Here is a 26,276-nt window from a genome sequence, read left to right on the forward strand (position 1 = left end):
GTGGCGAGAATGGTTGTGAATAGTGCCGAAAGACTCACTGAATTTCCCTATAGTGAAGCCGCGTTGATCAACCGACCACCGCAACGAGCGAAGCCTTCGTCACAGGAGATTCCGTACGATGACGACGCCCGCGTCAGCGGTGCCCGAGCGCCCTGCCCCGTCCTCGCCGCCCCCGCCGTCCCCGGTGGGAGGCTGCCCCGCCGGTGGCGGCACGTCCGCCGTGCCCCTCAGCGGCCCCCGGTTCCACACCGAACCCCATGTCGTCTACCGCGCCATGCGGAACGAACACGGCCCCGTCGTGCCCGTGGAGCTGCCCGGCGGGGTCCCGGCCTGGCTGGTCGTCGGCTACCGCGAACTCCACCAGGTCACCAGCGACGGCGAGTTGTTCCCCCGGGACGTGGCGCTGTGGAACCAGTGGGGGAGCATCCCCGAGGACTGGCCGCTGCTGCCGATGGTCGGCCGCCCGATGCCGTCCATCTACTTCACCGCGGGAGCCGAGCACCGGCGCCACGCCGCGATGGTCGGGCAGGCCCTGGAGGAGGTCGAGCACTTCGAACTCCGGCGCAACTGCGAGGAGTTGGCGGACCGGCTCATCGACGGGTTCTGCGACCGCGGTACGGCGGACCTGATCGCCGGCTTCGCCGTGCCGCTGCCGGTCCTCGTCCTCGCCCGGCTGGTCGGATTCCCCGACGCGGACGGGCCCCGGATCGCCGAGGTGCTCGGGGCCCTGGCCGACGGCGGACCGGGCGCGCAGGAGGCCCATCTGCGGTTCGGCGAACACATGCGGCGACTGCTGGCGGCCCGCCGGGCCGCGCCCGGGAACGACGTGGCCTCCCGCATGCTGGCGTACGCCGGTGAGTTCACCGACGAGGAGTACGTGCTCGACCTGATGGCGATCACGGCCGCCGGGCACCTCACCACGGCCGACTGGATCGGCAACTCGCTCCGGCTGATGCTCACCGACGACCAGTTCGCCGTGGCGCTCTCCGGCGGTCGGCACAGCGTCGCGGAGGCCATGAACGAGGTGCTCTGGGAGGAGTGCCCGACGCAGATCCTCGCCGGTCGCTGGGCCGCCCGCGACACCCGGCTGGCGGACCGCGACATCCGCGCAGGCGACATGCTGCTGCTGGGCCTGGGCGCCGCCAACACCGATCCGCACATCGGCCGGCACCTCTCCACCTCGGCGGGCCCCTCGGGGCGGCGCGGCAACAGCGCGCACCTGGCGTTCAGCCATGGCGAGTACCGCTGTCCCTTCCCGGCCCAGGAGATCGCCGAGATCATCGCCCGCACCGGGATCGAGGTGCTGCTCGACCGGCTGCCCGACCTGGAACTCGCGGTTCCCGCGCCCGAGCTGGTCCGCAGGCAGTCCGCCTTCCTGCGGGGAATGACCGCCCTGCCCGTCCGGTTCGCCCCCGTACGTCCGACAGGAGATCCGTCGTGAACTGTCCGCACGCCGCTGCCCGGGACGCCGCCCCGAACGGCGGACCCGTCGTCATCGACCCGATGGTCCAGGACCTGGACGGAGAGACGGAGCGGCTGTGCGAAGCCGGTCCGCTCGCCAGGATCGAACTGCTCGGCGTACCGGCCCTGACCGTCACCCGCCACGCGCAGGCCCGTCAACTGCTCGTCGATCCACGGCTGGTGAAGGACATCGGCGCCTGGGGGCTCTGGCAGCGCGGCGAGGTCACCCACGAGTGGCCCCTGATCGGCATGATCGATGCCGGACGTTCCATGTTCACCGTGGACGGGGCCGAGCACCGGCGACTGCGCGCCAAGACCTCCCAGGCGCTGACGCCGCGCAGGCTGGAGGAGATACGCCCGCAGATCGAGAAGTTCACCGGGGAACTGCTCGACGCCCTCGCCGAACAGAGCGAGCGGAGCGAGGACGGGGTGGTCGACCTCAAGGCCGTGTTCGCCCAGCCGCTGCCGATGCGGGTCGTCGGCATGCTGATGGGGGTGGACGAGGCCGAGTACCCCATGCTGACGCAGCGGTACAAGGCGTTCTTCTCCATGCTCACCCCGCAGGAGGAACGCCTCGCGCTCCTGGCCGAGCTGGACGTCTTCTACGCCGCCCTCGTGCGCGAGAAGACCGCACGCCCCACCGACGACCTCACCAGCGCGCTGATCCTCGCCGAGGAAGGCGGGGAACCGCTCACCGAGGAAGAGGTGGTGGGCAACCTCAAGGCGATGGTGGCCGCCGGTCACGAGACCACCATCGGCCTGATCCTGAACGCCGTACGGGCCCTGCTCACCCACCCCGACCAGCTGCGCAAGGTGCTCGACGGCGAGATCCCGTGGGAGGCGGTGATCGAGGAGACCCTGCGCTGGGACACCCCCACCACCCATCTGCTGATGCGGTTCGCCACCGAGGACATCCCCGTCGGCGACGAGGTGATCGCGAAGGGCGAGGGCGTGGTGATCTCCTATCGCGCGATCGGCCGGGACACCGAGCAGCACGGGACGGACGCCGACGCCTTCGACATCACCCGGCCGGCCCCGATCCGCCACATGACCTTCGGCCACGGCCCCCACATCTGCCCCGGGGCGGCACTCTCCCGCGTCGAGGCCGGGATCGCCCTGCCCGCGCTCTTCGGGCGCTTCCCCGGACTGCGGGCGGCCGTCGCGGACGACGAGATCCGCAAGCTGCCGGTGATGACCCAGAACGACATGGCGGCCTTCCCCGTCCTGCTGCACGGCTGAGGCGCGCCGGGGCCGCCCGGGGCCCCGGCGGCGCGTCCCGCGGTCCGCGGCCGCCCGTCAGCGCCCCGCGCCCGCCAGCGCGCTGTCCGCCGCGGCCTGCGTCCGCTGCCACAGCGTGGTCACCGGCTCCCACACATGGACCCCCTGGGGCATGCCCACGGCGCCCGCGCGGAAGGTGACGCCCGCGTGCGAGGGGTCCGCCGCCACGGAGAGGCTGCCGACGACATGGCCCTCGGTGGCCGCCGGGTCGGCGGTGCGCACGGCGGCGTACGCCCGCTCCCCGGCGGAGAGCGTGTACGGCGCGCTCCCGGCGGGCGGTACGGGCTCGGCCGAGCCGTCGAGGCCCCGGAAGGTGACCGTGGGGATCCGGTCGACCACGCAGGCCGCGCCGCCGTTGTTGGTGACGCTGACGCGCGCGACGTTCCGCTGTGCGCCGGGCGAGGCCCGCACGTCGAGGGCCTTCTCCTGGCAGGTCGCCAGGCGGCTCGTGGCCCCGGCGGGCGCGGTGGCGGCCGTGGCCGGCGCGGTGAAGGCGCTGGTCAGGGCCAGGGCGGCCGCGACGGAGAGCGCGGGGGCGAGAGCGGAACGGAGGCGCATGGTGTTTCTCCCCTTGGATCGACAGCCTGCGACGGCGGCCCGCCGGACGGTGGGGCCGACATGGACATTGTGAACCGAATGACCTGACCTCCGCGACAGATCAGACATATCGCTTCGATATATCCGCTCCGGCTCCGGGCACTCGGCACCCGGCATCGACGCCCGGCCCCGCCCGCGTCGCCTCACCGCGCCCGGAGCGTCGCCAGCACGTCCCGGTCCGGTTGCAGCGTCAGCGACGGCACCGGACCGATGACGCCCGGGTCCACGTCCAGTTCGAAGCGACGGGCCAGCACGGCCAGGACCAGCACCGCCTCCACCATCGCGAACCGCGTGCCCAGGCAGACCCGGGGACCCCCGCCGAACGGGAACCAGGCGTACTCCGCGATGTCGTCGCCCGTCTCCGGGTCCCAGCGCTCGGGACGGAACTCCTCCGGCTCGGGAAACCACCGCGCGTCGCGGTGCGTCACCCACTGGCTGGTCCACACCCGGGTGCCCTCCGGCATCGGCACCCCGCCGATCCGCGCACCCTCCTTCGCGACCCCGGTGACCAGCCAGATCGTCGGGTAGAGCCGCAAGGTCTCCTGGACCACCGACCGGGTGTACGTCAGCCGCGCGTAGTCGTCGAACCCCGGCTCCCGGTCGCCGAGGACCCGGTCGAGCTCCTCGGCGAGGGCGGTACGCACCCGGGGGCTGCGGGACAGCAGGTACCACGCCCACACCAGAGTGGAACTGGTCGTCTCGTGCCCGCCGATGTAGAGCGTGACCGTCTCGTCGCGGATCTCCCGGTCGGTGAGGTGCGCGCCGCTCTCGTCGACCGCGGTCAGCAGCCGGCTCAGCAGGTCGGGGCGCTCGTCCCCGCCGTCGCGGTGCCGGGCGACGACCCGGCCCACCTCCGCGTCGATGACCGCCGCGGCCTTCTTGATCCTGGCCCGTCCGGGGGTCGGCACCCAGTCCGGCAGCAACGCGCCGACACCGGCGAACTCCTTGCCGATCTCCTGCTGTGCCACATCCATCGCCCGGCCCATCGCCTCGGCGTCGGCCGGCGTGTCGACACCGAAGATGGTGCGCACCGCGATCCGCTGCGTCAGCGCCGCCATCTCCCTTCTGACGTCGACGCGTTCACCGTCCGACCAGGTGTCCGCCAGCTCCACCGCGCTGCTCGCCATCGTCGCCGCGTAGGACCGCACCTGCTTGGGGCGTACGGAGGGCTGCACCAGCGACCGTTTCCGGCGCCAGTCCGTGCCGCGGGCGACCACCACGCCGTTGCCCATCACGGTGCGGAAGGCGATGCCCAGCGCAGGCTGGTCGAAGGAGCGTTCCGTCTCGGTGAGCAGCTCGCCTATGCACCGCGGATCGGCCACGTACACACAGGAGTTGGGGCCGAATCGCCAGCCCACCATGTCCCCGTGGGAGCGCAGCCGCTCGAAGAAGGCGAGGGGGTTCCTGCCGAACTGCGGCAGGTTCCCGAGGAACGGCAGCCCCTTCGGGCCCGGCGCGATCCGGTGGCCGCGCGGCTCGGCGTCGATGGCCGGGCCGGTCTCCGTGGACATGAAAGTCTCCGCTCCCTCGTGGCGCACCCGGTGCGGTGCGCGGCGACCTGGTTTCAGCGCTGCCGCCCGCCGTGGTGACACCCCATCGGCCGTCTGCGGTAGGTGAGTTGTCGAGCGTAGCCGCGCGATGCCGTCCCGGGGGCGGTTCGGGAGACGCCGCAGGGCGGGCCCGGGAGCGGGCCCGCCCTGCGGCGCGGTGGTGTCAGACGCCCGGCGGGACCCGGGACGGGCGGCCGCTGCCGCGGGTGAGGGAGTAGCCGAAGACGCCCGCGAGCGCCCCCAGGATTCCGCCGCCGACCGTCCACAGCCAGCGGTCCGTCCACCAGCCCGAGGCCCAGCCGTCCTCGGGCTCGCTGCCGAGCGAGACCTTGGGGGCCGCGCTGTCGCCGTCGTCCGAGGAATCGTCCGAGGTCTGCGCGACGGAGGACACACCGGGGACCAGCGGCTGGGCGAGCGTGCCGTCCACGTCCCCGGCGCCGCCCTTGTCGACCGCCGTGACCTCGACCTCGGTCTGCACCGGCAGGCCGAGATCGGCCGAGGGCAGGTCGACGACCGTGAGGCGTACGTAGTAGCTGCCCGGCAGCGGGTCGTTGGCCCACGGCTCGGCCCAGGCGCGGACGGTCCGCAGCACGCAGGTCAGCTCGACCGCCGACGCGTCGGCCCCGGCCTTGCCGGTCTGGCGCCCGTACATGCAGGCCTGGCGGCGCCGCAGTCCGTCGTACACGTCGACCTGCCAGGTCGACGCGCCGTGCCGGGTGGCGCTCTCGGGCAGGGTGATCTTCGCCTTGACGGTGGCGCGCTGGCCCGCGTCGGCGGGGAACACCCAGTACAGGTAGTCACCCGTGGAGGCCCCGGCGGTGGCCCGCTGGTCCTGCTGGAGGGCCGTCGCCGTACGGAAGGTGGTGCCGGCCTCGGTGGGGCCGGACCCGTCCTCGGAGGCGCTCGGGCTCGGGCTCGCCGAGGGGTCGTCGGCCGCCGCGGCGCCCGCCGACGTCAGCAGGGCGATCCCGGTGAGCAGCGCACCGGCGAGTACACGTGTCGTACGCATCATCAGTTGGTCCTCCAGACGGCGACGCGCCAGCGCGAGATCCAGCCGAAGAGCAGGCCCGCGATCAGACCGGTGAGGATCAGCACGCCCAGCAGCCACCAGCCGCGGCCCAGGCCGAACGCGGCGACATCGGCCGCATCGTCCGGGGCGTCCACCAGGTCCACGGTCAGCTCGACCGGCATGCCGGGCGAGGTCTTCACCGAGGCGGGGGCCGAGAAGGAGTTGCCGACCTGGAGGCACACGGTCTCGGCGGCCGGCTTGTCGTCGCCGTCCGTGCCGTCCTGCTCGGGCTTCGGATAGCGCAGACCGGAGGAGATGGCGTCCGTGCGGCCGGTGCCCGACTCCGATCCCCGCACGATCTCCCTGCCGTGCACGGTCAGCGCCCGCAGCAGTACGCCGTAGTCGTTGTTCACGGCACGGTCGGCGAAGACACTGACCGAGGCGCGCAGTTCCTGACCGGGCAGCACGTCCACCCGGTACCAGCGGTGCTGGCCGAACGTCTCGCGGTCGGTGTAGAGGCCGGGCTTGAGCTGCGGTGCGTCGGAGCAGGCGTTCGCACCCTCGGTCGCCACGGGGGTGACGACGGGCTCGGCGGCGCGGTCGACCAACTGCTTAACACGGCCGGAGAGTTCGTCGGTGTGCTGGACCGCGGTGTAGGTGCCGCCGGTGGCCTCGGCGATGCAGGTCAGCTGCTCGCGGATCTTCGCGTTGGGCACCAGGCCAAGGGTGTCGATGACGAGGTGGATGCCGCGGGCCGCGATGTCGCGGGCGACCTCGCACGGGTCGAGCGGACCGCAGGTGTCCTCGCCGTCACTGATCAGGACGATCCGGCGGGTGGAGTCGCCGCCCTTCAGGTCGTCGGCGGCGCCCAGCAGGGCCGGGCCGATCGGGGTCCAGCCGGTGGGGGCGAGGGTGGCGACCGCGGTCTTGGCCTCCGTGCGGTCCAGCGGGCCGACCGGGTAGAGCTGCTTGGTGTCCTTGCAGCCGACCTTGCGGTCGTTGCCCGGATAGTCGGCGCCGAGCGTGCGGATGCCGAGTTCCACCTGCTCCGGCACCGCGTCCAGGACCTCGTTGAACGCCTGCTTGGCGGCTGTCATCCGGGACTGGCCGTCGATGTCACGGGTCCGCATGGAGCCGCTGACGTCGAGCACCAGCTCGACCTTGGGAGAGGGTTTGGCGGGGGCCTCGTCGGCGGCCGCGGGGAGCGCCGAACCGAGCCCGGCGGTCAGGGTGGCGAGCAGAATGCCCACCCCGACCGTCAGCCTTTTACTTATGATCATCGCCGGATAGTAGTGAAGATCGGTTCGGTACCCCAAACCGGTCGGGAACCAGCAGTGGAACCGTCAGAAACCGCCGAGCAACGGGACCGAGGCGCGTTCCAGAACTGATCCGATCCGGTCCCAGGTGGTCGAGTCCCTTGGCACCGCGGGCAGTTGGGTCTCCTCGCCGGTGCGCCAGCCGGTGGCGACCGCGACCGGGTCGGCGCCGGTGGCCGCGGCCGCGGCCAGCGCGGCGGCACCCAGCGCCACCGGTTCGCCGCCGCCGGGCACGATCACGGGGCGGCCGGAGAGCCGCCGTACCGTCTCCACCCAGGCCCGCCCCCGCGCCCCGCCGCCGATCAGGCGCAGCGGCCGGGCGGCCACCCGGGGATCGGCCGGGTCGAGGCCGCACGCCCGCAGCAGTTCGTCGAGGGCGCGCAGCACGGTGACGACCGCGCCCTCGTAGGCGGCCCCGAGGAGCTGACGGGGCGTGGTGTCGTGCCGGAGCCCGGTGAGCAGCCCCGCGGCGGCGGGCAGGTCGGGGGTGCGCTCGCCGTCGAGATAGGGGAGGAGCACGGCCTCGCCGCCGGGGGAGGCGTCGTCGCGGTCCAGCCCGAGCAGCGCCGCGACCTTGTCCACGGCGAGCGTGCAGTTGAGGGTGCAGGCCAGCGGGAGATACGTGCCGTCCGTCGCGGCGAAGCCGGAGAGCGCCGGTGACGCGGGCCGGGCCCGGGAGGCGGCGAAGACCGTGCCCGAGGTGCCGAGGCTGAGGACGGGATGGTCGAGGAGCCCGGCGCCGCCCAGACCGAGGCCGACGGCGGCGCTCATGTTGTCCCCGGTGCCCGCGGCCACGGCGGTCGTGGCGGGCAGCCCGAGCGCCTCGGCCGCCTCGGCGGTCAACGGGCCGACGAGCGTCCCGCCGGTTCCGGCCACCTCGGGCAGCAACGCGGCGTCCAGGCCGAGGAGTTCGAGGAGCACGGGGTCGTAGGCCCCGGTCGCGGTGGAGTACCAGCCGGTGCCCGAGGCGTCGCCGGGGTCGGTGACGGCGACGCCCGCGAGCCGTTCGGTCAGGAAGTCGTGCGGCAGACGCACGGCCGCCGCCGAGGCGGTGGTGTCCGGCTCGTTCTCCCGCAGCCACCGCCACTTCGACGCGGTGACGGCGGCCACCGGCACCGAGCCGGTCCGCGCGGTCCAGGCGTCCGGGCCGCCCAGCTCCTCGGTGAGCGCGGCGGCCTGCGGGGCGGAGCGGGTGTCGTTCCAGAGCATCGCGGGGCGCAGCGGGCGGCCCGAACGGTCGAGGACGACCAGCCCGTGCTGCTGCCCGGCGACGGCGATGCCGGCCACGGACGAGGCGGCCGCCCCGGACTCCTCCAGCCCGGCGGCGACGGCGGCGCGCAGCGCCCGCCACCACAGCTCCGGGTCGCTCTCCCGGGCCCCGGCAGTGCCGCTCACGACATGCGGCGCGCGACCGACGGCGAGCAGCCGGCCGCTCGCGGCGTCGACGAAGACCGCCTTGGTGGACTGGGTGGAACTGTCCACACCGATGACGACGGTACGCGGCGGCATGGGCCCTCACTTCCTCTGCGGGATGCGGAACGGGATTCGATCGCGCCCGGAACAAATTACGGGACCGGGGGTGCGCCCAACAGTCTGCGGTGGCGAGGGGTTACGCGCCAGGGGCGGCCCGTGCATCATTAGTCATGTCACTGAACAAATATCGCCCGGACGCCTCGACCGGCCCTGGGCCCCATGGCACAGAAGGCGGCCAGACGATGACGGAACGCTTCACGCCCACCCCCGACGACCGGTTCACCTTCGGACTCTGGACGGTGGGCTGGCAGGGGCGCGACCCGTTCGGCGACGCGACCCGCGCGCCGCTCGACCCGGTGGAATCCGTGCGGCGCCTCGCGGAGCTGGGCGCGTACGGTGTCACCTTCCACGACGACGACCTGATCCCGTTCGGCTCGACGGAGACGGAGCGCGAGGGGATCGTGAAGCGGTTCCGGCAGGCGCTGGACGCGGCCGGGCTGGTCGTCCCCATGGCGACGACCAACCTGTTCACCCACCCGGTGTTCAAGGACGGCGCGTTCACCGCCAACGACCGCGACGTACGCCGCTACGCGCTGCGCAAGACGCTCCGCAACATCGACCTCGCCGTGGAGCTGGGCGCCACGACCTATGTCGCCTGGGGCGGCCGAGAGGGCTCCGAGTCCGGCGCCGCCAAGGACGTCCGGGCCGCCCTGGACCGTATGAAGGAAGCCTTCGACCTGCTCGGCGCCTACGTCACCGAGCAGGGCTACGACCTCCGGTTCGCCATCGAGCCCAAGCCGAACGAGCCGCGCGGCGACATCCTGCTGCCGACCATCGGTCACGCACTCGCCTTCATCGAGCGCCTGGAGCGCCCGGAGCTGGTCGGCGTCAACCCGGAGACCGGGCACGAGCAGATGGCCGGGCTCAACTTCCCGCACGGCATCGCGCAGGCGCTGTGGGCGGGCAAGCTCTTCCACATCGACCTGAACGGCCAGTCGGGCATCAAGTACGACCAGGACCTGCGCTTCGGCGCGGGCGATCTGCGCCAGGCGTTCTGGCTCGTCGACCTGCTGGAGACGGGCGGCTACGCGGGCCCGCGGCACTTCGACTTCAAGCCGCCGCGGACCGAGGACAACGACGGGGTCTGGGCGTCGGCCGCGGGCTGCATGCGCAACTACCTGATCCTCAAGGAGCGGGCCGCCGCGTTCCGCGCCGACCCCGCCGTGCGCGAAGCGCTGCGCGCGTCCCGGCTCGACGAGCTGGCCCGCCCCACCGCGGCGGACGGCCCGGCCGGGCTGCTGGCCGACCGGTCGGCGTTCGAGGACTTCGACGTGGACGCGGCGGCGGAACGGGGCATGGCGTTCGAGGCCCTGGACCAGCTGGCGATGGACCACCTGCTCGGGGTCCGCTGAGCCCGGCACGCACCTCCGGGGCACGTCCGCGCGTACGGGCCCGGCCTCCCGCCGACGCGGCCCACGCGCGGGCCCCGTCGCCGCAGGCGCGGCCTCACCGGGTGTAACCGGGTGACGCCGTCCCCATGCGCGGGTCTTGTTGCCGCAGGCGCGGCCTCACCGGGTGCCGCCGTCCACGGGCGCGGGTCCGTTGCCGCGCGCGGCCTCGCCGGGTGACGCCGTCCGCATGCGCGGGTCTTGTCGCCGCACGTGCGGCCCTATCGTGTGCCGCCGTCCACGGGCGCGGGTCCGTTGCCGCGCGCGGCCTCGCCGGGTGACGCCGTCCGCATGCGCGGGTCTCGTTGCCGCACGCGCGGCCCTATCGTGTGCCGCCGTCCACGGGCGCGGGCCCCGCTGCCGCAGGCGTGCTGCTGCCCCGTGTCACCGGAAGGTGCGAGGGGGCGGTTTCGGCCCCCGGGGCGGGGCAGGGGGGCGGCCACGGGCCCGGCTGCCCCTCCCCGTTCACCCGGATCGGTCGGCTCACCCGGGTCCGCCGGCCGCGTGGTCCGCGTACGCCAGGGGGTCGGCCAGCACCTCCGTCAGCACCAGCGCCGCGGCGCCCCGTGCCGCGTCGCCCGCGACGGACGCGGCACGCAGCCGCCCGCTCCCCGGGGACCAGAGGCCCGAGACCACACGGCCGGTCAGTTCCGCGTCGGCGGGCGGTGACAGCCACGGCATCAGGTTCCGGTAGATCCCGCCGAGCACCACCGCGTCCGGGTCGAGCAGGTTCACCGCCCCGGACAGCACCCGCCCCAGCATCCGGCCGGCCTCCGCGACCGCGGCCACCGCCCGTTCGTCCCCCGCCCGGACACGCCGTTCCAGCTCGGCCACCCCGGCCCCGCCGCCGGACTCCTCGATCCCGGCGGCCCGCAGGAGCGCCGCCTGTCCCGCGTACTGCTCCAGGCAGCCGCGCGAGCCGCACCGGCACTCCGGTCCTTCGGCGTCCACCACCACATGGCCGATCTCCCCGGCGAATCCGTGCGCCCCGCGCAGCAGAGCGCCGTCGATGACCAGGGCGCCTCCGACACCGGTCTCGCCCGTGAGGTGGAGGAAGCTGCGCACCGGGCCGAGCCCGCCGAACCACAGCTCGGCGAGCGCCGCCAGATTGGCCTCGTTCTCCGCGCGCACCGGCAGTTCCGTACGGCCGGGGCGCTCGGCGGCGAGGGCGGCGGCGAAGAGGCGGTCGGCCGGAACCCGGTTCCAGCCCAGGTTGGGCGCCTGCCGCACCGCGCCGCCGGAGACCAGGCCGGGCAGCGCGAGCGCCACGCCCACCGGGAACAGCTCCTGCTCGCGCGCCGACTCCAGGGTGCGCGCGGCGATCCCGGCCGCCCGCGCCAGGACCCGCGCGGCCGGTGCGCCACGGTTGTCGAGGTGTTCGGTGAGCCGCACCCGCCCGGTGCCCGCGAGGTCGACGACGCACACCGAGACGTAGTCGATGTTGACCTCCACGCCGAGCCCGGCGGGCCCGGTGCGGGCCACCTTGAGCGCGGTCCCCGGGCGGCCCGCCTGTCCGCTGAAGGTCTTGCCGGACTCGGTGAGGAACCCGAGGCCGAGCAACTGCTCGACGAGCGAGGACACCGCGGCCCGGGTCAGCCCCACCCGCGCGGCGACCGTGGCCCTGGTCGCCCCGCCCGCGGCCTCGTCGCGGACGGCCCTCAGCACCAGGCTGAGGTTGCTCCGGCGCACGGTGTCCTTGTCGGCCTTGGGCCCCAGCGGTGTGACGTTGCTCTTCATGTCGGAGCCGAGCCTATGCGATCCCCTGTGCGAGCCCGGCGGTCCGGACATCCCGGCGGTGCCGGGCCGGGCACCGGTGGTCCGTTCCCGGGGAGGACCCGGCGAACGGACCACCGGCGGGCCGGGCCCGCGGCAATCAGGCCCTCGCGCCGCGCTCCTTCAGCATGTCCGCCATGAGCGCGATCTCCGACTCCTGGCCCCGCACCATGCCCGCCGCCAGGTTCCTGATCGCGTCCGTCCCCGCGGAGCCCGCCGCCGACCGGGCCATCTCGGCCCCGGCCCGGTGGTGCGAGGTCATCAGCTTCAGGAACAGCACCTCGGCGGCCCTGCCCTTCGCCGCCCGCAGCGCGTCGAGTTCGGTGTCGGTCGCCATGCCGGGCATCAGCGAACCGTCCCCCCTCGGCGTGAAGGTGTGCCCCATCCACTTCATCGGAGGGGCGTCCGAGGACTTCGCACGGCCCCACAGCTCCAGCCAGCCGAGCATCATGCCGCGCTGATTGGCCTGGGTGTTGATGATGTCGTACGCGAGCCGGCGCACCGCCTCGTCCGACGTGCGGTCCCGGACGATGAACGACATCTCGACCGCCTGCTGGTGGTGGACCGACATGTCACGGGCGAATCCGACGTCGGCCGAGGTGTCCGAGGGAGCCGCCGCGGCTGACGCGGGCCCCGCGGAGGAGGACGGCCGCACGAGCATGAGCGCGAGCAGGCCCACCGCGAGCAGCAGCACGGCGCCGCCCGCCCACACCATCGGCCGCGAGGAGCGGACCGAGGACGTCACTGGGCCACCCCGCCCGTGCAGGCCGCGCCGGGCTCCGGGGTCTGCGGGCCCTGCACGTACTTGGTGAAGAACTGTCCGACGCGCGCGTCGGCGGCACCGTCCACCGTCAGCTGCTTGCCCCAGGCGCTGAGCATCAGCGGGGCGGCCTGGTCCTCGACCGGGCTCATCAGGGAGTACGGCGTCGACTTGACGCGCTCACGGAGAGCGTCGAGGTCGGCCGGCTTCGCCTTGCTGGTGTACGTGACCCAGACCGCGCCGTGTTCGAGGGAGTGGACGGCGTTCTCCTTCGGTATCGCCTTGGTGTAGACATCGGCGTCGCAGTTCATCCAGACCGGGTTGTGATCGCCGCCGACCGGCGGGTTCATCGGGTAGTCGACCTTCTTCTCGACATGGTTCTGGGTGAGCTTGTCCCAGGTCCGCTCGCCCTTCACGGGCGAGGACTTGGCCTCGGTCTCGGCCTTCTCCTTGTCGTCGGCGGCGGACATCAGATAGCCGCCGCCCGCGACGAGCGCGGCGACCACGGCGACGGCGGCGGTGAGGGTGATGACGCGGCTGCGCCGCTCGCGGGCCCGCTCCTTGCGGCGGGCCTCCTCCAGCTTGGCGCGGCGTGCGGAGGCAGGGGTGTTCTGTTGCTTGGCGGAAGCCATGGGGGAGTCCTTCGGTTCGATCAGGAGATCAGGACGGACGGGTTCGAGGCATGCGGAGTCCGTCCCCCGGTGTGTTCCGGGGAACGGGGCCTGCCTCTAGATCCGCTGAACCTGCAGACGGAGACGGTCGACTTCCCGCACGGCGTCGTTGGACGGGCCGCGGATCGCGGCGGCGCCGGTGAGCGGGGCGACGGGCGCGGTGGCGGTCGTACCGGGAAGGGCCGCGGGCGCGCTCTGGCCGGGCAGTACGACCGGGGCCGCGTGCTCGGAGGTCCCGTGGCAGGAACTGCCCGGCCCCCGGTCGTCGGGGGCGTCGGCCACCACGACCCGGGGGAGCGCCTCATGAGCGGGCGTGAACGTCCGGACGACGGTCGTCGTGAGGCCGTCGGAGGCGTGCGCGGCCGGAATCGTGATCGAACAGCACGAGACCATGGCGAGCAGGACGAAGAGCGGGCCGAGCACCGCCGACGCGCGAAGACCCCGCCCGCCCCGCCGTATCCGTCCGCCCACTCCGTCCATCCCGTCATCCTACCGGTGTGTGAACTTTCAATGAGAGGTGGACGGGATACACGTGCCCCCTCGCACGACCATCCGTGCGAGGGGGCGTCCGACCGTGCGGCGAGCGGCGGCCTACCGGGCCGCCCCCGCCCCGGCCTCCTCCGGACCGGCCTTCTCCGGACCGGCCTTCTCCGGACCGGCCTTCTCCCCCTTCGGCCCGAGCCGGCCGAACACGGCGGCGAGGACCACCGCGGCCAGCGCCCCGGCCGCGACGCCGCTGCCGAAGACCGTACGGGCCCACACCGGCAGACCCGCGTACATCTCCGGGGCGAAGACCGGCAGCAGGCCGACGCAGAGCGCGAGCGCGACCACGATGCCGTTGGTGCCCTGGCCCAGGTTCTCCCGGCTGAGCATGCCGAAGCCCATCGTGGCGATCACCGCGTAGATGATCAGCCCGGCGGCGCCGACCACCGGCTCCGGAATCGCGGCGAGCAGCCGGGTGAGCGGTGTGATCAGACCGCACACGATCAGCAGCACCCCCGCCCCCGCCGTGACGAACCGGCTGCGCACCCGGGTCAGCTGGACGATGCCGATGTTCTCGGCGCTCGTCACCATCAGCGAGGTGCCGAAGACCCCGGCGCCCAGCGAGGCCACCGCGTCGGCCCGCGAGATCCGCGGAACGTCACGGGCGGCGTCCGGCGTCCGGCCCACGGCCTCGCTGTTGAGCACGGTCTGGCCGGTGGCCTCCGCGAGCGAGGCGAGCGCGAAGACCAGCAGCGGCACGGCGGCCAGCAGGTCGAAACGCGGGGTGCCGTACGGGAACGGCTCGGGCAGCGCGAAGGTGCTGCCGTGCGCCATGTGGAACGCCGTTCCGCCGACCGCGGCGACGACCGTGCCCCCGGCCAGGCCGAAGAGCACCGACATCTGACGCCACACACCGCGCAGCACGAGGAAGAACAGTGCGGTGATGCCGAGCGTCGCGAAGCCGAGCCCCGGCCCCGAGGCGATCATCGGCGCGGTGATCTTGATCATGTTGATGCCGATCAGGACCACCGTCGTGCCCATCACGAGCGGCGGGAAGAACCGCACCAGACGCCCGTAGAGCGGCAGCACGAGGATCAGGAAGACCGCGGCGATCAGCACCGAACCGGAGGCGGTGGCCGGACCGTGCTCCTTCGCCACCTGGAGGAAGATCGCCACCGCCGCGCCGCCCGGCAGCATCAGGAACGGGAGCCGGGCACCGATGCGCAGCGCCCTGATCCCCAGCGACTGGAGCAGCGCCCCGACACCGCACAGCACCAGCGTCGCGCTGAGCAGCGAGGCCGTCCGGGCCGCCGACAGCGAGAGCGTGGTGCCGATCAGGATCACCGAGGAGACGGGGGCGGCGATCCCGGCGAGCAGATGCTGGAACGCCAGGGGCGCCAGCCGGGGGAGGGGGAGCCGCTCGTCGACCGGTGCGACGGACGCGACCGGTGCGACGGGGGCGGCGGTGTCGGGGGAGGCCATGGTCCGGCTCAGCCCTTCGGGACGTCGAGCCAGGGAAGCTCCTGGGCCGAGTAGCGGTAGGACCGGAACACGGCGTTGGGCTCCGACGGGAACAGCTTGCGCACTTCTTCTTCCTGGTAGCCGCCGAAGAACGGCACGACGTACTCCCAGCACAGATAGCCGTCCGCGGTCACCTCGAAGAGGCGGCCGGCGGGGGAGTCCGTCACGAGCGTGTTGCCGTTGGGCAGGCGCTGGGCACTGCCCATGAACGGGGCGAAGAACGACTCGCGCGCCGGGTCGTGGTACTCCCAGACAATGGTGCCACTCGTGCGCTCGATCTCGATGACGCGGCTGAACGGGACGTCCCAGTGCGGGCGGAAGACGCCGTTGTCGAAGACCAGGAAGTTGCCGTTCTCCAGCTCCGTCGGGCAGTGCTGCTGCGAGACGGTGCCCGGCTCGCTGCGCCAGATGATCTCGCCGGTCGCACGGCTGATGACGACGACGGCCGAGACGGAGCGGAAGCTCGCCAGGATGTTGCCGTCGCTGGTCGGCAGCACGCTGTTGATCAGCGGGTAGTGCTCGCGGGAGTAGTCCGGGTGGAGCGGGAACGCCTCCCGGTCCAGGTGCTCGGAGACCTTCCACTCCCACACCGTATTGCCCTCGGCGTCCACCTCCACGATGGTGTCCGCCCACACCGTGCCCCCGGGCTCCGAGCCGGGCACCCCGCCCCGCACCGCGGCGGCGGCCTCGCCGGTCAGTGGCTCCAGGGCGGAGTAGAGGAGGCGGCCGTCGCCGTAGTGGTACGCGTCGTGGTGCTGGTAGCGGTCGCGGTGCTCGCGCACCACCGTGCCGTCCGGCGTGATCTCCTGCATGATCCCGCCGCGGTACTTGTGCCACATCGGGAAGAGGGCCGGCTCGTCGGGGAGGACGCCGCTGTACGCCAGGTTCCCGTTGGGCAGGATGCGGGCGTGCCGCCCCGGGCGGTAGGGGAGGTTCCACTGGTGGACGACCGTGCCGCGCATGTCGACGAGGTACACCTCGCCGCTGCCGGTCAGCGGGGCGAACAGGGTGTACCCGCCGTAGCTGGCGTCCTCGTCCAGGGCCATGAGCCCCGTGCCGCGGCGTCGTCGCTGGTTCTGGTCCACGAGGGGCATGGGTCGGTCCTCCCGGTTAACTTTTTTAGGTGGGACTTAAGAGGTTAACCGGCCCGGTAGGCTGCTCCCTGCCCCGCCGGTTGTGGTGTGCGGCACTCAGGACACGGAGTGAGTGAGATGAGCGAGGCGGACACCCCGCTGGTCGGCCCGGGTATCCGCCGACGGCGCCGGGCCCTGGAGATGACCCTCGCGGAGGTGGCGCGGCGGGCCGGGCTCTCGGTCCCCTTCCTCAGCCAGATCGAGAACGGCCGCTCCCGGCCGAGCATGGGCTCCCTCCAGCGGATCGCCGACGCGCTCGACACCAGCGCGGTCCAGCTGCTGTCGACGGCCGAGGCGCCGAGACCCGTCGACGTGGTGCGCCGGACCTCCGCCGCGGTGCGCGAGACCGGGGCACAGGGCGAGAGCGACGGCCGGATGCGCCCCCTGGTCCGGGGCCACCAACGGCTGCACGCCCTGGAGTTCACCGGTGCCCACGACTGGGGCCGGGAGTTCCGGCACCGCAACGACGAGATCCTGTACGTGGCCGACGGCTCGGCCGAGGTCGAGGCGGACGGCAGCTTCTACCGCCTCGAACAGGGCGACACGCTCTACTGCGCGGGCGGCCTCGTCCACCGGTGGCGCCCCATCGAACCGGGCACCCGGGTCCTCGTCGTCGGCATCGCCGACCATGTCCAGGCGACCGACGAGCAGGTCGGCTGAGAGCCGGTCGGACGAGCCGCCCCCGGCGCGGCGGGCGGGGTCCTGCTCCCCGGGCCGCCGGTCCGGCGCGGCACCGGCTGCGGGGGCCGGCTCCTTCGAGCCTCGCCGTCCGGCGCGGCGCACGGCCGGGAGGGGCCCGGCCTCCCGTGCGATGATGCGGCCATGCCGTACCTGGTGCAGCCCCACCTCCCTCCGGGCCGCCTCGCGGACTCCGCCCAGCCCGTCCTGACCGCCGCCGACGGCCTGCTGCTGCGGCCGTGGCGGCCGGAGGACGCGCCGGTCGTCGTCGCCGCCTTCTCCGATCCGGCGATCCAGCACTGGCATCTGCGCCGGGCCGACGACGAGGACGAGGCGCGCGACTGGATCGGGCAGTGGCGGGACGCCTGGTACCGCGAGACCGGAGCCCACTGGGCCGTCGTGCGCCCCGGGTCCGCGGACGACCGCGTCGGGGAGGTGCTGGGCCGGGTCTCGCTGCGCACCCTGATCCCGCAGCTCGGTCAGGCGGAGTGCTCCTACTGGGTGCTTCCGGCCGCGCGCGGCCGGGGCGTGGCGCCCCGGGCCGTGTCGGCGCTCGCCCGCTGGGCCCTCGACGAGATCGGTTTCGAACGGCTCGAACTCTCCCACTCCGTGCGGAACGCGGCCTCCTGCCGGGTGGCGGAGAAGACGGGCTTCGCCCTGGAGGGCACCCGGCGCCGCTCCCTCGCGCACACCGACGGCCGGCACGACATGCACCTCCATGCCAGGCTCCGCGGGGACGGTGCGAACGGCTGACCCGAGGCGGCGGTGCCGCCCGGGAACCGGGGCGCTCAGTCCCGTTCGACGTCCACCTCGGTGAGCCGCGCGTACCGTCCGGGATCGGTCCGGCGGATGCGCAGCGCCACCACGACCCCGGCCACGAGCACCACCGGCAGCGGCACCAGCAGGGCCGCGTCGACGGCGCCCGTCCGCCCGGTGAGCAGATCGAAGTGGAGCGTCGCGAGCACCGACAGCACCGCGAGACCCACGAAGGCGATCAGCGGGGCGACCGCGACCCGCCAGACCGACATGCCGCAGCGGTCGCGGCGGAAGAAGAAGCAGACGGCGAGCGCGGCCAGCGCCTGCATGATCATGATGCCGAGGACGCCGGTGCTGTTGGTCCACAGGAAGATCTCCGAGTACGGATCCGCGCCGATCAGCGCGCCGCCCCCCACGACCACCAGACCGAAGACGCTCTGCACGGCGACCGCCGTCACCGGTGAGCCCTGCCGGGCCGACACCCGTCCCAGCCGTCGCGGCAGCAGGCCCTCGCGGCCCAGGGCGTAGAGATAGCGGGCGGCGGCGTTGTGGAAGGCGAGGGTGGCGGCGAACGCGCTCACCACGATCAGCACGTGCATCGAGTCGGCGAGCCACGGGCCGACGAACCGCTCCGCCACGTGGAACGTGAGCTGCGGGCCGTCCGAGGACCGGGCCATCGACACCGACTCGTCCGTGCCGAAGCCGCCCATCAGGATCCACACCCCGACGGCGTAGAACAGCGCCAGGAAGCCGATGGCGACGAAGGTGGCGCGGGGCACCGTGCGTTCCGGGTCACGTGCCTCCTCGGCGTAGATCGCGGTCGCCTCGAAGCCCGTGAACGCGCCGATGACCAGGACGAACATCCCGGCCATGCCACCCGAGGAGGTCAGCACCGACGGGTCGAAGGAAGTGAGGTCCAGGGCCGCGGTCCCCCGGTCCGCCAGCACCCCGACGTCCATCACCAGCAGCACCGCGACCTCCAGGACCAGCGCCACCCCCAGCACCTTCGCGCTCAGGGTCACCCGCAGCCAGCCCAGTACGCCGGTGCCCAGCACACAGAGGATCGACAGCGGCCACCAGGGGAGTTCCGCGCCGGTGAGATCGCTCAGTGTCGTGGAGGCGAAGTAGCCGAACCCGGCGGCGACCCCGGGGGCGACCAGGTTGTACGAGAGCGTCGCCAGATAGGCCGTGGCGACGCCGAGGGTGCGGCCGAGGCCCCGGGCGACGTACGCGTAGAAGGCCCCGGCGTTGCGCACGTAGCGGCTCATCGCGGTGAACCCGGCGGCGAACAGCACCAGCAGCGCGCCGGAGACCAGATAGCCGAGCGGGGTGCCCGGACCTCCGATGCCGATCGCGAACGGCGCGACACCGGCCAGCACGGTCAGCGGCGCGGCCGCCGCCACGACGAAGAAGACCAGGTCGAAGGTGCCGATCTGCCCCTTGGCGAGGCTCCCGGACGCCGGACCGCCGGACGACGGTCCGGCATCCGGGAGGCCGGGGGAGGACGAGGAGGGGGCGGCGGGCGGCGGGACGGCCGTCGAGGGTTGGGTCATCGGTGGTTCCTCAGGTGCGAACGGGCGACTGGACGCCGAAGCCGATGCCTTGCCCAGGCATGGGTCGGCGGAAAAGACCAGTTCAGGGCGGTCCGATTGGGCGCGGCGCTCAAGCTATCTGGTATACCGAATACCAGCAAGGGTCTGCGGAAGCTTTCCGGAATCTGCGATGATCGCGGCACGGGAACCGGACGAGACCGGCTCCCACGGGCAGGAAGCGAGTCCATGAGCAGCAGCCGAACCGCCGGCCCCGCCGCCACCGGCACGATCGGTGAGGCACACCGGTCGCTGCGCGACCAGGTCTATGTGGAACTGCGCGAGCGGATCATCGACGGCCGCCACCCCGCCGGGTACCGCATCGTCGAACGGGAGCTGGCGGACGAGCTGGGGGTGTCCCGCATCCCCGTACGGGAGGCCATCCAGCGGCTGGAGGCCGAGGGGTTCGTCGCCGCCCAGGCGCGCAAGGGCGCGTTCGTCGCCCCGCTCGGCCCGGCCGAGGCCGCCGACTTCTTCGACATCCGGGAACACCTGGAGGCGCTCGCCGCCTCGCTGGCCGCCCGACGCGCCGACCGGGACGGCCTGCGCACCCTGGAGCGGCTGCTGGGCCGGGCCCGCCGCGTCGCGGACTCCTCCCGCCGGACCCGGGAACTGGGCTCGGTCCACGCCGACTTCCACCAGCAGATCGTCGTCATGTCCGGGAACCCGCTGCTCCAGGGCCTGATGGCGCCGCTCGACGGCCGCCTGCGCCGGCTCTTCAGCCTCACCTCCGAGCCGGGCGACGGCCCGGTGATGTGCGGCGAACACGAGCTGCTCTACGAGGCGATCAGAAGCGGCGACGCGGACGCGGCGGAGCGCATCGCCCGCAGCCATGTGGCCGGAACGCGCGCGACCGCCCTGCAACTGCTCGCCGAGGCCGGCACCGCCGACGGGGCCGCCGAACCCGCGGATCCCGCCCCTCGCCGCATGCCCTGACCACGCACCACCCGCGCACGACCCCGCGCACCCCGCCGCGCCCCACCGAAGGAGACCCCCGCACCATGGCGACGCCCGTCCCCGCCTCCCCGCACGTCCTGTTCACCGCCGTCCGCTCCACCGACGGGCGCGTCCGTGATCTGCTGGTCTCCGACGGCCGGATCGCCGCGTACGACCCGGCGCGGCTGCCGGACGGCTGTGCGACCGTGGACGCCGCGGGCGCCCTCGCCCTGCCCTCGCCCGTGGACGCGCACATCCACCCCGACAAGACGACCTGGGGCGGCCCCTGGCTGAGCCGGGAACCGGCGGGGACGCTCCGGGACCTGATCGAGGGCGATGTACGGGCCAGGACGGCCTTCACCGGTCCGGTGGAGGAGCGGGTCGGGGCGCTCATGGACCGGGCCATCGCCCGCGGCACCCGGGCCATGCGGGCCCATGTGGACGTCGCTCCCGTCCACGGCCTCGCCGGGGTGCACGGGGCGCGGGCGGCGGCCGACGCCCGCAAGGACCTCATCGACGTCCAGATCGTCGCCTTCCCGCAGCTCGGCCTGTTGAGCGAGCCCGGCACCGCCGAACTCATGGAGCGGGCCCTGTCCGAGGGGGCCGATGTCGTCGGCGGCCTCGACCCGATCGGCATCGACGGCGACATGGCGGGCCAGCTGGACTTCGTCTTCGCACTGGCCCTCCGCGAGGGCACACCGCTCGACATCCATCTGCACGACGGCGGCCCCGAGGGCCTGCGCCAGGTCACCGAGATCGCCCGGCGCACCGTCGCCGCCGGGATGCAGGGACGGGTCACCCTCGGCCACGCCTTCGCGGTGGCGGAGCTGGGGGACGGCGAGGGCGACGCCGTCGCGGCGCTGCTGGCCGACGCCGGGGTCTCCCTGGTCACCTGCGCCCTGGGTGCCGACCCCGTACTGGACCCGGCGCGGCTCACCCCGCACGGCGTGCGGCTCGCCGTCGGTTCGGACGGGGTGCGCGACGCCTGGACGCCGTTCGGCGACGGCGACATGCTGGCCCGCGCCCATCTGCTCGCCTACCGCACGGATGCCCGGACCGACGCCGAACTCGCCGCCTGCTACGAGGCGGTGGCCCAGGGCGGCGCGGCGCTGCTCGGCCTGCCCGCCTCGCGTCTGGAGGCCGGGGACCCGGCCGACTTCGTCCTGGTGGACGCCGCTTCGCTGCCCGAGGCCGTGGTGGACCGCCCGGTTCCGGCCCTGGTCGTGCGCGGCGGCCGGGTCATCGCCCGCGCGGGCGAGCTGGTCCCGGACGCGCGGGCCGGTCAGCCGCGGTCGAGCGCGCGATCGGTGAGCGGGCCGGCGCAGCCGGTGTAGCGGGCGGGGTCGGTCAGTTCGCCCAGGTCGAGACCGGCGAGCTCGGGTTCCTCGTCGAGCACGTCGGCGAGGACGTCGGCCAGGTCCGTGGTCTCCGCGCGGGCCCGGTCGGCGGCGCTCACCAGGACCTCCCCGGCGCGCCTGCGGCCGATCCGTTCGGCGAACACCGCGGCCAGCCGCTCCGCGACGATCAGCCCGTCGGTCAGCTGGAGGTTCTCCCGCATGGCGTACGGGACGACGCGCAGCGTGCCGGTGAGCCCGGCGGCGTGGTGCGCGGCCCCGCCGACGAGCCGCAACAGTTCGCGCAGCGGCTCCCACTCGGCGTGCCACGCCCCGGCCGGCCGCTCGTCCTCGGCGGCGAGCGAGCCGTACAGCGTCGCCGCCAGTCCGGGGGCGCGGCGGGCGGCCGCCGCGATCAGCGTCGCCTGCACCGGATCGCTCCGGTGCGTCATGGCGGCGGTGCCCTCGCCCCGGCCCTCGACGAGCTCGCCGACCTCGGTACGGGACAGGCTCAGCACATCGGCCGCCAGCTTTCCGAGCGCGCCCGCCGTGAACGCGAGCGCACCCGCCAGGTCGGCGACCGGGGTGCGCAGGGTGTGCCAGGGCAGCAGCGGTTCGGCGAGACCGAGTTCGCCCGCGAACGCCTGGATCAGGGGCAGCCCGGGATCGATCGCGTCGACGTCCTCGGTGGGCGCGTACGCCTCGAAGGCGGCCAGCGTTCCCACCGCCCCGCCGAGCTGCACGGGCAGCGACTCCCGTACGGCCGAGAGCCGGTCCCGCGCGTCGAGGACCAGCGCCCGCCACCCCGCCGCCTTGAGCCCGAAGGTGGTCGGCACGGCGTGCTGGGTGAGCGTCCGGCCGGCCATCGGGGTGTTGCGGTGCGCGGCGGCGAGACGCGCCACCGCGTCGCCGGTCCGCGCCAGGTCGTCGAGGAGCGGGGCCAGGGTCCGCACGGCGACGAGCATGGCGGCCGTGTCGAGGATGTCCTGGCTGGTCGCGCCCCGGTGCACATACGGCCGGATGTCCGGCTCCACCGCGGCGGCGAGGTCCATGGCCAGCGGAAGGACCGGATCGCCGTCCGCGCGGGCCCGCAGCGCCAGGTCCCGTACGTCGAACCGGCCCGCGTCGGCCGCGGCCGAGGTCACCGCCGCTCCCGCCTCCGCGGGGGCGAGCCCGCAGCCGGACTGGGCGCGGGTGAGGGCCGCCTCGGCGTCGAGCATCGCCCGCAGGAAGGCGCTGTCGGCGGTGGCCGTCTCGGCGGGGGAGCCGGCCCGGCCCGGGGCCAGCAGCCCGGCATCGCTCTCGTACATAGGCTGAACTCCAGAAGGCCCTAGTCCGTGGCGCCCGACCGGTGGATGCCGAACACCGCGCCCTGCGGGTCGCGCACGACCGCGATCCGCGGCCCGTCCGCGATGTCCGTCGGCGGCATCAACAGTTCGCCGCCCGCCCCCTGCGCCGTGGCGGCCGTCGCATCGACGTCCGTCACGGAGAAGTACGGCAGCCAGTTCGGCTGCGCCTCCGGCGGGAACCCGTCGTCCATGACCAGCATCCCGCCGAAGTCCTCGCCGGCCACGCCCCACCGGGTGTACCGCTCCGACGCGGCGTCCACCGTCCACCCGAGGACCGCCGGGTAGAAGGCGAGCGCCGGGTCGGCCTCCTGGGTGACGAGTTCGACCCAGCCGAGCGCGCCGGGGCCGTTCAGCCGGTCGGCTCCGCGGAAGGCGCGCGCCTGCCACAGCGAGAACACCGCGCCGGAGGGATCGGCGACGACCGCGAACCTGCCCTGGTCGAACACGTCCATCGGGCCGACCAGGAGCGAACCGCCCGCCGACTTCACCCGGTCGACGGCGGCATCCGTGTCCTCGGTGGCGAACGAGACCGTCCAGGCGGGCGGCCGGTCCGGCTGGTAGACCGGGCTGAGTGCGGCCACCCGCGCCTCGCCGAGCCGCGCCATCGTGTAGCCCCCCGCCTCCTCGCGCGGATCGGTCTCCGGGCGCCAGCCGAAGAGTGCCGCGTAGAAGGACTTGGCGGCCGGGATGTCGGGGGTGCTCAGCTCGACCCAGCAGGGGCCGCCGGGCACCGGTTCGGTGAGCTGCATTCGGGTTCCTCCGTGGCTCGTGGGCGCGGGGAACGGTGCCTGGGCCCGGGGCGCCGGTCCGTCCCCCCGCACTCGCACGCTATGACCTCGGGCAGGAGGCGGCCATCGGGAGAAAATGTTTTACAGGTGTAATACCTGCTAAAGTATCTGGGTGAGTGATACAACTACCTGGTCCCGGCAGCCCGCCGTCCGCAGACTCCCGCTGGCCGCCCCGCTCCGTCTGGCCCGGCCCTCGGACATGTGGTTCAAACCGGCGCTGAGCGTGGTCGTCGCCACCGCCGTACCGGACCTGGCGCTGTTCGCCGTCGACCGCCTCGACCTCGTGATGTACACGATGGCCGGTTCGCTCTGCGCGCTGTACGGCCACAACCTCCCCTACGTCCGGCGCGCCAGGGCCGTCGCCGGAGTCGTGGTCGCCATGGCCGCCGGGATGGCGGCCGCCCTGGTCGCGGCCTCGCTCACCGGGTCGACCGCCGTGCTGATCGCGGTGGGGGCGCTGCTCGCGGCGGTGCAGAAGACCCTCTGCGACGCCACCCGCATCGGCCCGCCCGGACCGGTGATCTTCACCTTCGTCACCTCCGCCGCGCTCTTCGCCCCCCAGCGGCTCGACCAGGTGCCGGGCCACCTCGCGCTGACCCTGGCCGGGGGTGCGATCGCCTGGCTGGTCACGGCCGGTCCCGCGCTGGTCCGCCGGGAGGGCCCGGAGCGCCGGGCGACGGCCCGCGCCCTCGACGCGGCGGCGGCGTACCTCACCGACCCCGGCCACCGCACCCGGCACGCCGCGGCCGCCGCCGTGCACGGCGCCTGGCAGACCCTGCTGGCCGCCGGACGCCCCACCCCCGTGCGCAGGGCACTGGAACGCCTCGTCGTCCACGCCGAGGCGGCCCTCGCCGCAGGCGGCCCCGACGCACCCCCGGCCGCCCCCGGCCCCGGCCCCGACCCCGACCGGCTCCGCGCCTGGGCCCGGCTGACCCGGGCCCGCGGCCCCGTCCCCACCCCGCCGCCCGCCCCGGGCACCTCCGAGGAACTGTTCGGCATCGACGCCGAACGGGCCGCCCGGCGCGGCGGAAGCCGCCGTGACGCCCGCCGCGCGCTGCTGCGCTCCCTCGCCCCGGGCTCCCCGCTGCTGCCCATCGGGGCCCGCGCGCTCATCGGCTGCGCCCTGGCCGGATACCTCTCCCAGGCGGCCGGTGTCGGCCGCCCCTACTGGGCGATCGTCACCGCGGCCTCGCTCTACCAGGCGAATGTGACGCTCTCCTGGAACCGGGCCCTCCAGCGCACCCTCGGCAATCTGCTCGGCGTCCTCGTCTTCGCCGCCGTCCTCCCGGTCAGCCGCACCGGGGCGCCGGCCCTCATCGGCCTCTGCCTCTTCTTCGGCTTCGCGGCCGAGGCCCTGATCACCCGCAACTACTGGCTCGGCTCCGTCGCCGTCACCCCCATGGCCCTGCTGGTCCTGGAGTTCGGCGGCACCCACCCCGCCGGTGAACTCATCGGGGACCGGGTCCTGGACACCGTCATCGGCGCCGCGGCGGGCATGCTGGCCGCCGTGCTGGTGACCAACCGGCGGGCCGGCGGGCGCCTGGAGAAGGCACTGGCCGCCACAGACCTGGCCCGCGCCCACGCCGTGCACGCGCTGGCCGCCCCGCAGACCACGCCCGCCGCGCTCGACGCCGCCCGCCGCCGGCTGACCGGAACGCTCGTCGAACTGCGCGAGGCCGACGACACCGCGGCGGGCGAGTGGTGGCAGCGCGCCCTGCCCCAGGAGCGGGTGCTCGCAGCCGAGCGGGCCGGACACCGTACGCTCGCCGCGACAGCAACACGGCGGGGGCCGATCGCCCACGCCCCGGAGAACGGAGCGGTGTGACCGACGACATCGTCGCCTCGGTGGTACGGCAGTGGCAGGCCGTCAACCCGGAGCTCGACACCGGACCGATGGAACTCATCGGCCGTATCAACCGCTGCGCCGCCCTGCTCCAGCAGGCCGAGGACGCCCCGCTGCGCGCCGCCGGACTGACCCGCGCCGAGTTCGACCTGCTCGGCGCCGTACGCCGTACCGACCGCGAACTCACCCCCGGCGAGCTGGCCAGGGAGACCTTCTCGTCCGGCGCCGCGGTCACCAAACGCCTGCGGGTCCTTCAGGAGCGCGGTCTGGTCGACCGCCGGGGCGACGACCGCGACCGCCGCGTCAACCACGTCCGCCTCACCGAGGAGGGGCGCGAACTGGTGGACATGCTGCTGCCCCGGCAGCTCGCCTACGAACGCTCGGTGCTCTCCGGTCTCGACGAGCGGTCCCGCACCCGGCTCAGCGCCCAGCTCAGCGAACTGCTGGTGCAGCTGGAGGGACGCATCGGGGGAGCCCGGCGCTGAACCGGGGGCGGGGACGCGGGCCGTGCCGTCGGCGCCCGGGAGAAA

General features: G+C 73.9%; 23 protein-coding genes. 9 read left to right on the forward strand and 14 right to left on the reverse strand.

Going from position 1 to position 26,276, the window contains the following annotated elements; translation table 11 throughout:
• The first annotated feature begins 118 nt into the window (after nucleotides 1-118).
• Nucleotides 119-1,441 carry a cytochrome P450 gene (locus tag ACFVFH_RS21850; RefSeq protein ID WP_383771247.1) on the forward strand — a complete coding sequence of 441 codons (1,323 nt, stop codon included), beginning with the start codon at nucleotides 119-121 and terminating at the stop codon, nucleotides 1,439-1,441.
• Nucleotides 1,438-2,700 carry a cytochrome P450 gene (locus tag ACFVFH_RS21855; RefSeq protein WP_383771250.1) on the forward strand — a complete coding sequence of 421 codons (1,263 nt, stop codon included), beginning with the start codon at nucleotides 1,438-1,440 and terminating at the stop codon, nucleotides 2,698-2,700. Before ACFVFH_RS21850 ends, ACFVFH_RS21855 begins: the two co-directional genes overlap by 4 nt.
• 57 nt (nucleotides 2,701-2,757) lie before the next feature.
• Here ACFVFH_RS21855 and ACFVFH_RS21860 read toward each other — a convergent pair whose 3' ends face one another.
• The 5 genes from ACFVFH_RS21860 to xylB all read right to left on the reverse strand — a co-directional run bounded on the left by ACFVFH_RS21860 (nucleotide 2,758) and on the right by xylB (nucleotide 8,720).
• Nucleotides 2,758-3,297 (reverse strand): DUF4232 domain-containing protein, encoded by a 540-nt coding sequence (locus tag ACFVFH_RS21860; RefSeq protein ID WP_383771253.1) that lies wholly within the window; start codon nucleotides 3,295-3,297, stop codon nucleotides 2,758-2,760.
• A gap of 182 nt (nucleotides 3,298-3,479) precedes the next feature.
• Nucleotides 3,480-4,847, reverse strand: coding sequence for a cytochrome P450 (locus tag ACFVFH_RS21865; protein ID WP_383771256.1), 1,368 nt, complete (start codon nucleotides 4,845-4,847; stop codon nucleotides 3,480-3,482).
• A 202-nt stretch (nucleotides 4,848-5,049) separates the two neighbouring features.
• Nucleotides 5,050-5,895 (reverse strand): hypothetical protein, encoded by an 846-nt coding sequence (locus ACFVFH_RS21870; RefSeq protein WP_383771259.1) that lies wholly within the window; start codon nucleotides 5,893-5,895, stop codon nucleotides 5,050-5,052.
• Nucleotides 5,896-5,897: 2 nt separating this feature from the next.
• Complete coding sequence (locus ACFVFH_RS21875) at nucleotides 5,898-7,175, reverse strand: VWA domain-containing protein (RefSeq protein ID WP_383771261.1); 1,278 nt, start codon at nucleotides 7,173-7,175, stop codon at nucleotides 5,898-5,900.
• Nucleotides 7,176-7,238: 63 nt separating this feature from the next.
• Nucleotides 7,239-8,720, reverse strand: coding sequence for a xylulokinase (gene xylB, locus ACFVFH_RS21880; protein ID WP_383771263.1), 1,482 nt, complete (start codon nucleotides 8,718-8,720; stop codon nucleotides 7,239-7,241).
• 206 nt (nucleotides 8,721-8,926) lie between these two features.
• Here xylB and xylA point away from each other — a divergent pair, with 206 nt between their 5' ends.
• Nucleotides 8,927-10,096 carry a xylose isomerase gene (gene xylA / locus ACFVFH_RS21885; RefSeq protein WP_383771265.1) on the forward strand — a complete coding sequence of 390 codons (1,170 nt, stop codon included), beginning with the start codon at nucleotides 8,927-8,929 and terminating at the stop codon, nucleotides 10,094-10,096.
• 519 nt (nucleotides 10,097-10,615) lie between these two features.
• On the opposite strand, the gene ACFVFH_RS21890 is transcribed toward xylA, so the two are convergent.
• The 6 genes from ACFVFH_RS21890 to ACFVFH_RS21915 form a co-directional block, all read right to left on the reverse strand.
• Nucleotides 10,616-11,869: an ROK family protein gene (locus ACFVFH_RS21890; protein WP_383771267.1), complete on the reverse strand. Its 1,254-nt coding sequence runs from the start codon at nucleotides 11,867-11,869 to the stop codon at nucleotides 10,616-10,618.
• Nucleotides 11,870-12,005: 136 nt separating this feature from the next.
• Nucleotides 12,006-12,620 carry a DUF305 domain-containing protein gene (locus ACFVFH_RS21895; protein ID WP_383771546.1) on the reverse strand — a complete coding sequence of 205 codons (615 nt, stop codon included), beginning with the start codon at nucleotides 12,618-12,620 and terminating at the stop codon, nucleotides 12,006-12,008.
• Nucleotides 12,621-12,646: 26 nt separating this feature from the next.
• Nucleotides 12,647-13,297 (reverse strand): DUF3105 domain-containing protein, encoded by a 651-nt coding sequence (locus ACFVFH_RS21900; protein WP_383771270.1) that lies wholly within the window; start codon nucleotides 13,295-13,297, stop codon nucleotides 12,647-12,649.
• A gap of 96 nt (nucleotides 13,298-13,393) precedes the next feature.
• Nucleotides 13,394-13,816, reverse strand: a complete 423-nt coding sequence (locus tag ACFVFH_RS21905) for a hypothetical protein (protein ID WP_383771273.1) — start codon at nucleotides 13,814-13,816, stop codon at nucleotides 13,394-13,396.
• A 111-nt stretch (nucleotides 13,817-13,927) separates the two neighbouring features.
• Nucleotides 13,928-15,301, reverse strand: a complete 1,374-nt coding sequence (locus tag ACFVFH_RS21910) for a uracil-xanthine permease family protein (protein ID WP_383771275.1) — start codon at nucleotides 15,299-15,301, stop codon at nucleotides 13,928-13,930.
• An 8-nt stretch (nucleotides 15,302-15,309) separates the two neighbouring features.
• Complete coding sequence (locus ACFVFH_RS21915) at nucleotides 15,310-16,434, reverse strand: aryl-sulfate sulfotransferase (RefSeq protein ID WP_383771278.1); 1,125 nt, start codon at nucleotides 16,432-16,434, stop codon at nucleotides 15,310-15,312.
• Nucleotides 16,435-16,551: 117 nt separating this feature from the next.
• On the opposite strand from ACFVFH_RS21915, the gene ACFVFH_RS21920 reads away from it, so the two are divergent.
• Nucleotides 16,552-17,133, forward strand: a complete 582-nt coding sequence (locus ACFVFH_RS21920; protein ID WP_383771549.1) for a helix-turn-helix domain-containing protein — start codon at nucleotides 16,552-16,554, stop codon at nucleotides 17,131-17,133.
• A 162-nt stretch (nucleotides 17,134-17,295) separates the two neighbouring features.
• Complete coding sequence (locus ACFVFH_RS21925) at nucleotides 17,296-17,904, forward strand: GNAT family N-acetyltransferase (RefSeq protein ID WP_383771281.1); 609 nt, start codon at nucleotides 17,296-17,298, stop codon at nucleotides 17,902-17,904.
• A 35-nt stretch (nucleotides 17,905-17,939) separates the two neighbouring features.
• Here ACFVFH_RS21925 and ACFVFH_RS21930 read toward each other — a convergent pair whose 3' ends face one another.
• Nucleotides 17,940-19,460, reverse strand: a complete 1,521-nt coding sequence (locus tag ACFVFH_RS21930; RefSeq protein ID WP_383771284.1) for an APC family permease — start codon at nucleotides 19,458-19,460, stop codon at nucleotides 17,940-17,942.
• A gap of 225 nt (nucleotides 19,461-19,685) precedes the next feature.
• Here ACFVFH_RS21930 and ACFVFH_RS21935 point away from each other — a divergent pair, with 225 nt between their 5' ends.
• Both ACFVFH_RS21935 and ACFVFH_RS21940 read left to right on the forward strand, forming a co-directional pair.
• A complete protein-coding gene (locus tag ACFVFH_RS21935; RefSeq protein ID WP_383771286.1) occupies nucleotides 19,686-20,432 on the forward strand; it encodes a GntR family transcriptional regulator in 747 nt (248 codons plus the stop codon).
• Nucleotides 20,433-20,497: 65 nt separating this feature from the next.
• A complete protein-coding gene (locus ACFVFH_RS21940) occupies nucleotides 20,498-21,766 on the forward strand; it encodes an amidohydrolase (RefSeq protein ID WP_383771289.1) in 1,269 nt (422 codons plus the stop codon).
• Here the strand turns inward: ACFVFH_RS21940 and pcaB are convergent.
• Both pcaB and ACFVFH_RS21950 read right to left on the reverse strand, forming a co-directional pair.
• Nucleotides 21,715-23,076 carry a 3-carboxy-cis,cis-muconate cycloisomerase gene (gene pcaB, locus ACFVFH_RS21945; protein WP_383771292.1) on the reverse strand — a complete coding sequence of 454 codons (1,362 nt, stop codon included), beginning with the start codon at nucleotides 23,074-23,076 and terminating at the stop codon, nucleotides 21,715-21,717. The genes ACFVFH_RS21940 and pcaB overlap by 52 nt on opposite strands.
• Before the next feature lie 20 nt (nucleotides 23,077-23,096).
• On the reverse strand, nucleotides 23,097-23,864 hold the full coding sequence (locus tag ACFVFH_RS21950; protein ID WP_383771294.1) for a VOC family protein: 768 nt from the start codon (nucleotides 23,862-23,864) through the stop codon (nucleotides 23,097-23,099).
• A gap of 238 nt (nucleotides 23,865-24,102) precedes the next feature.
• On the opposite strand from ACFVFH_RS21950, the gene ACFVFH_RS21955 reads away from it, so the two are divergent.
• Both ACFVFH_RS21955 and ACFVFH_RS21960 read left to right on the forward strand, forming a co-directional pair.
• Complete coding sequence (locus tag ACFVFH_RS21955) at nucleotides 24,103-25,728, forward strand: FUSC family protein (protein WP_383771551.1); 1,626 nt, start codon at nucleotides 24,103-24,105, stop codon at nucleotides 25,726-25,728.
• Nucleotides 25,725-26,231, forward strand: coding sequence for a MarR family winged helix-turn-helix transcriptional regulator (locus ACFVFH_RS21960; RefSeq protein ID WP_383771295.1), 507 nt, complete (start codon nucleotides 25,725-25,727; stop codon nucleotides 26,229-26,231). The genes ACFVFH_RS21955 and ACFVFH_RS21960 overlap by 4 nt, the downstream gene beginning before the upstream one ends.
• Nucleotides 26,232-26,276: the final 45 nt, after the last annotated feature.

Origin of the sequence: Streptomyces sp. NPDC057697 (genome assembly GCF_042799335.1) — a bacterium.
Taxonomy (GTDB): domain Bacteria; phylum Actinomycetota; class Actinomycetes; order Streptomycetales; family Streptomycetaceae; genus Streptomyces.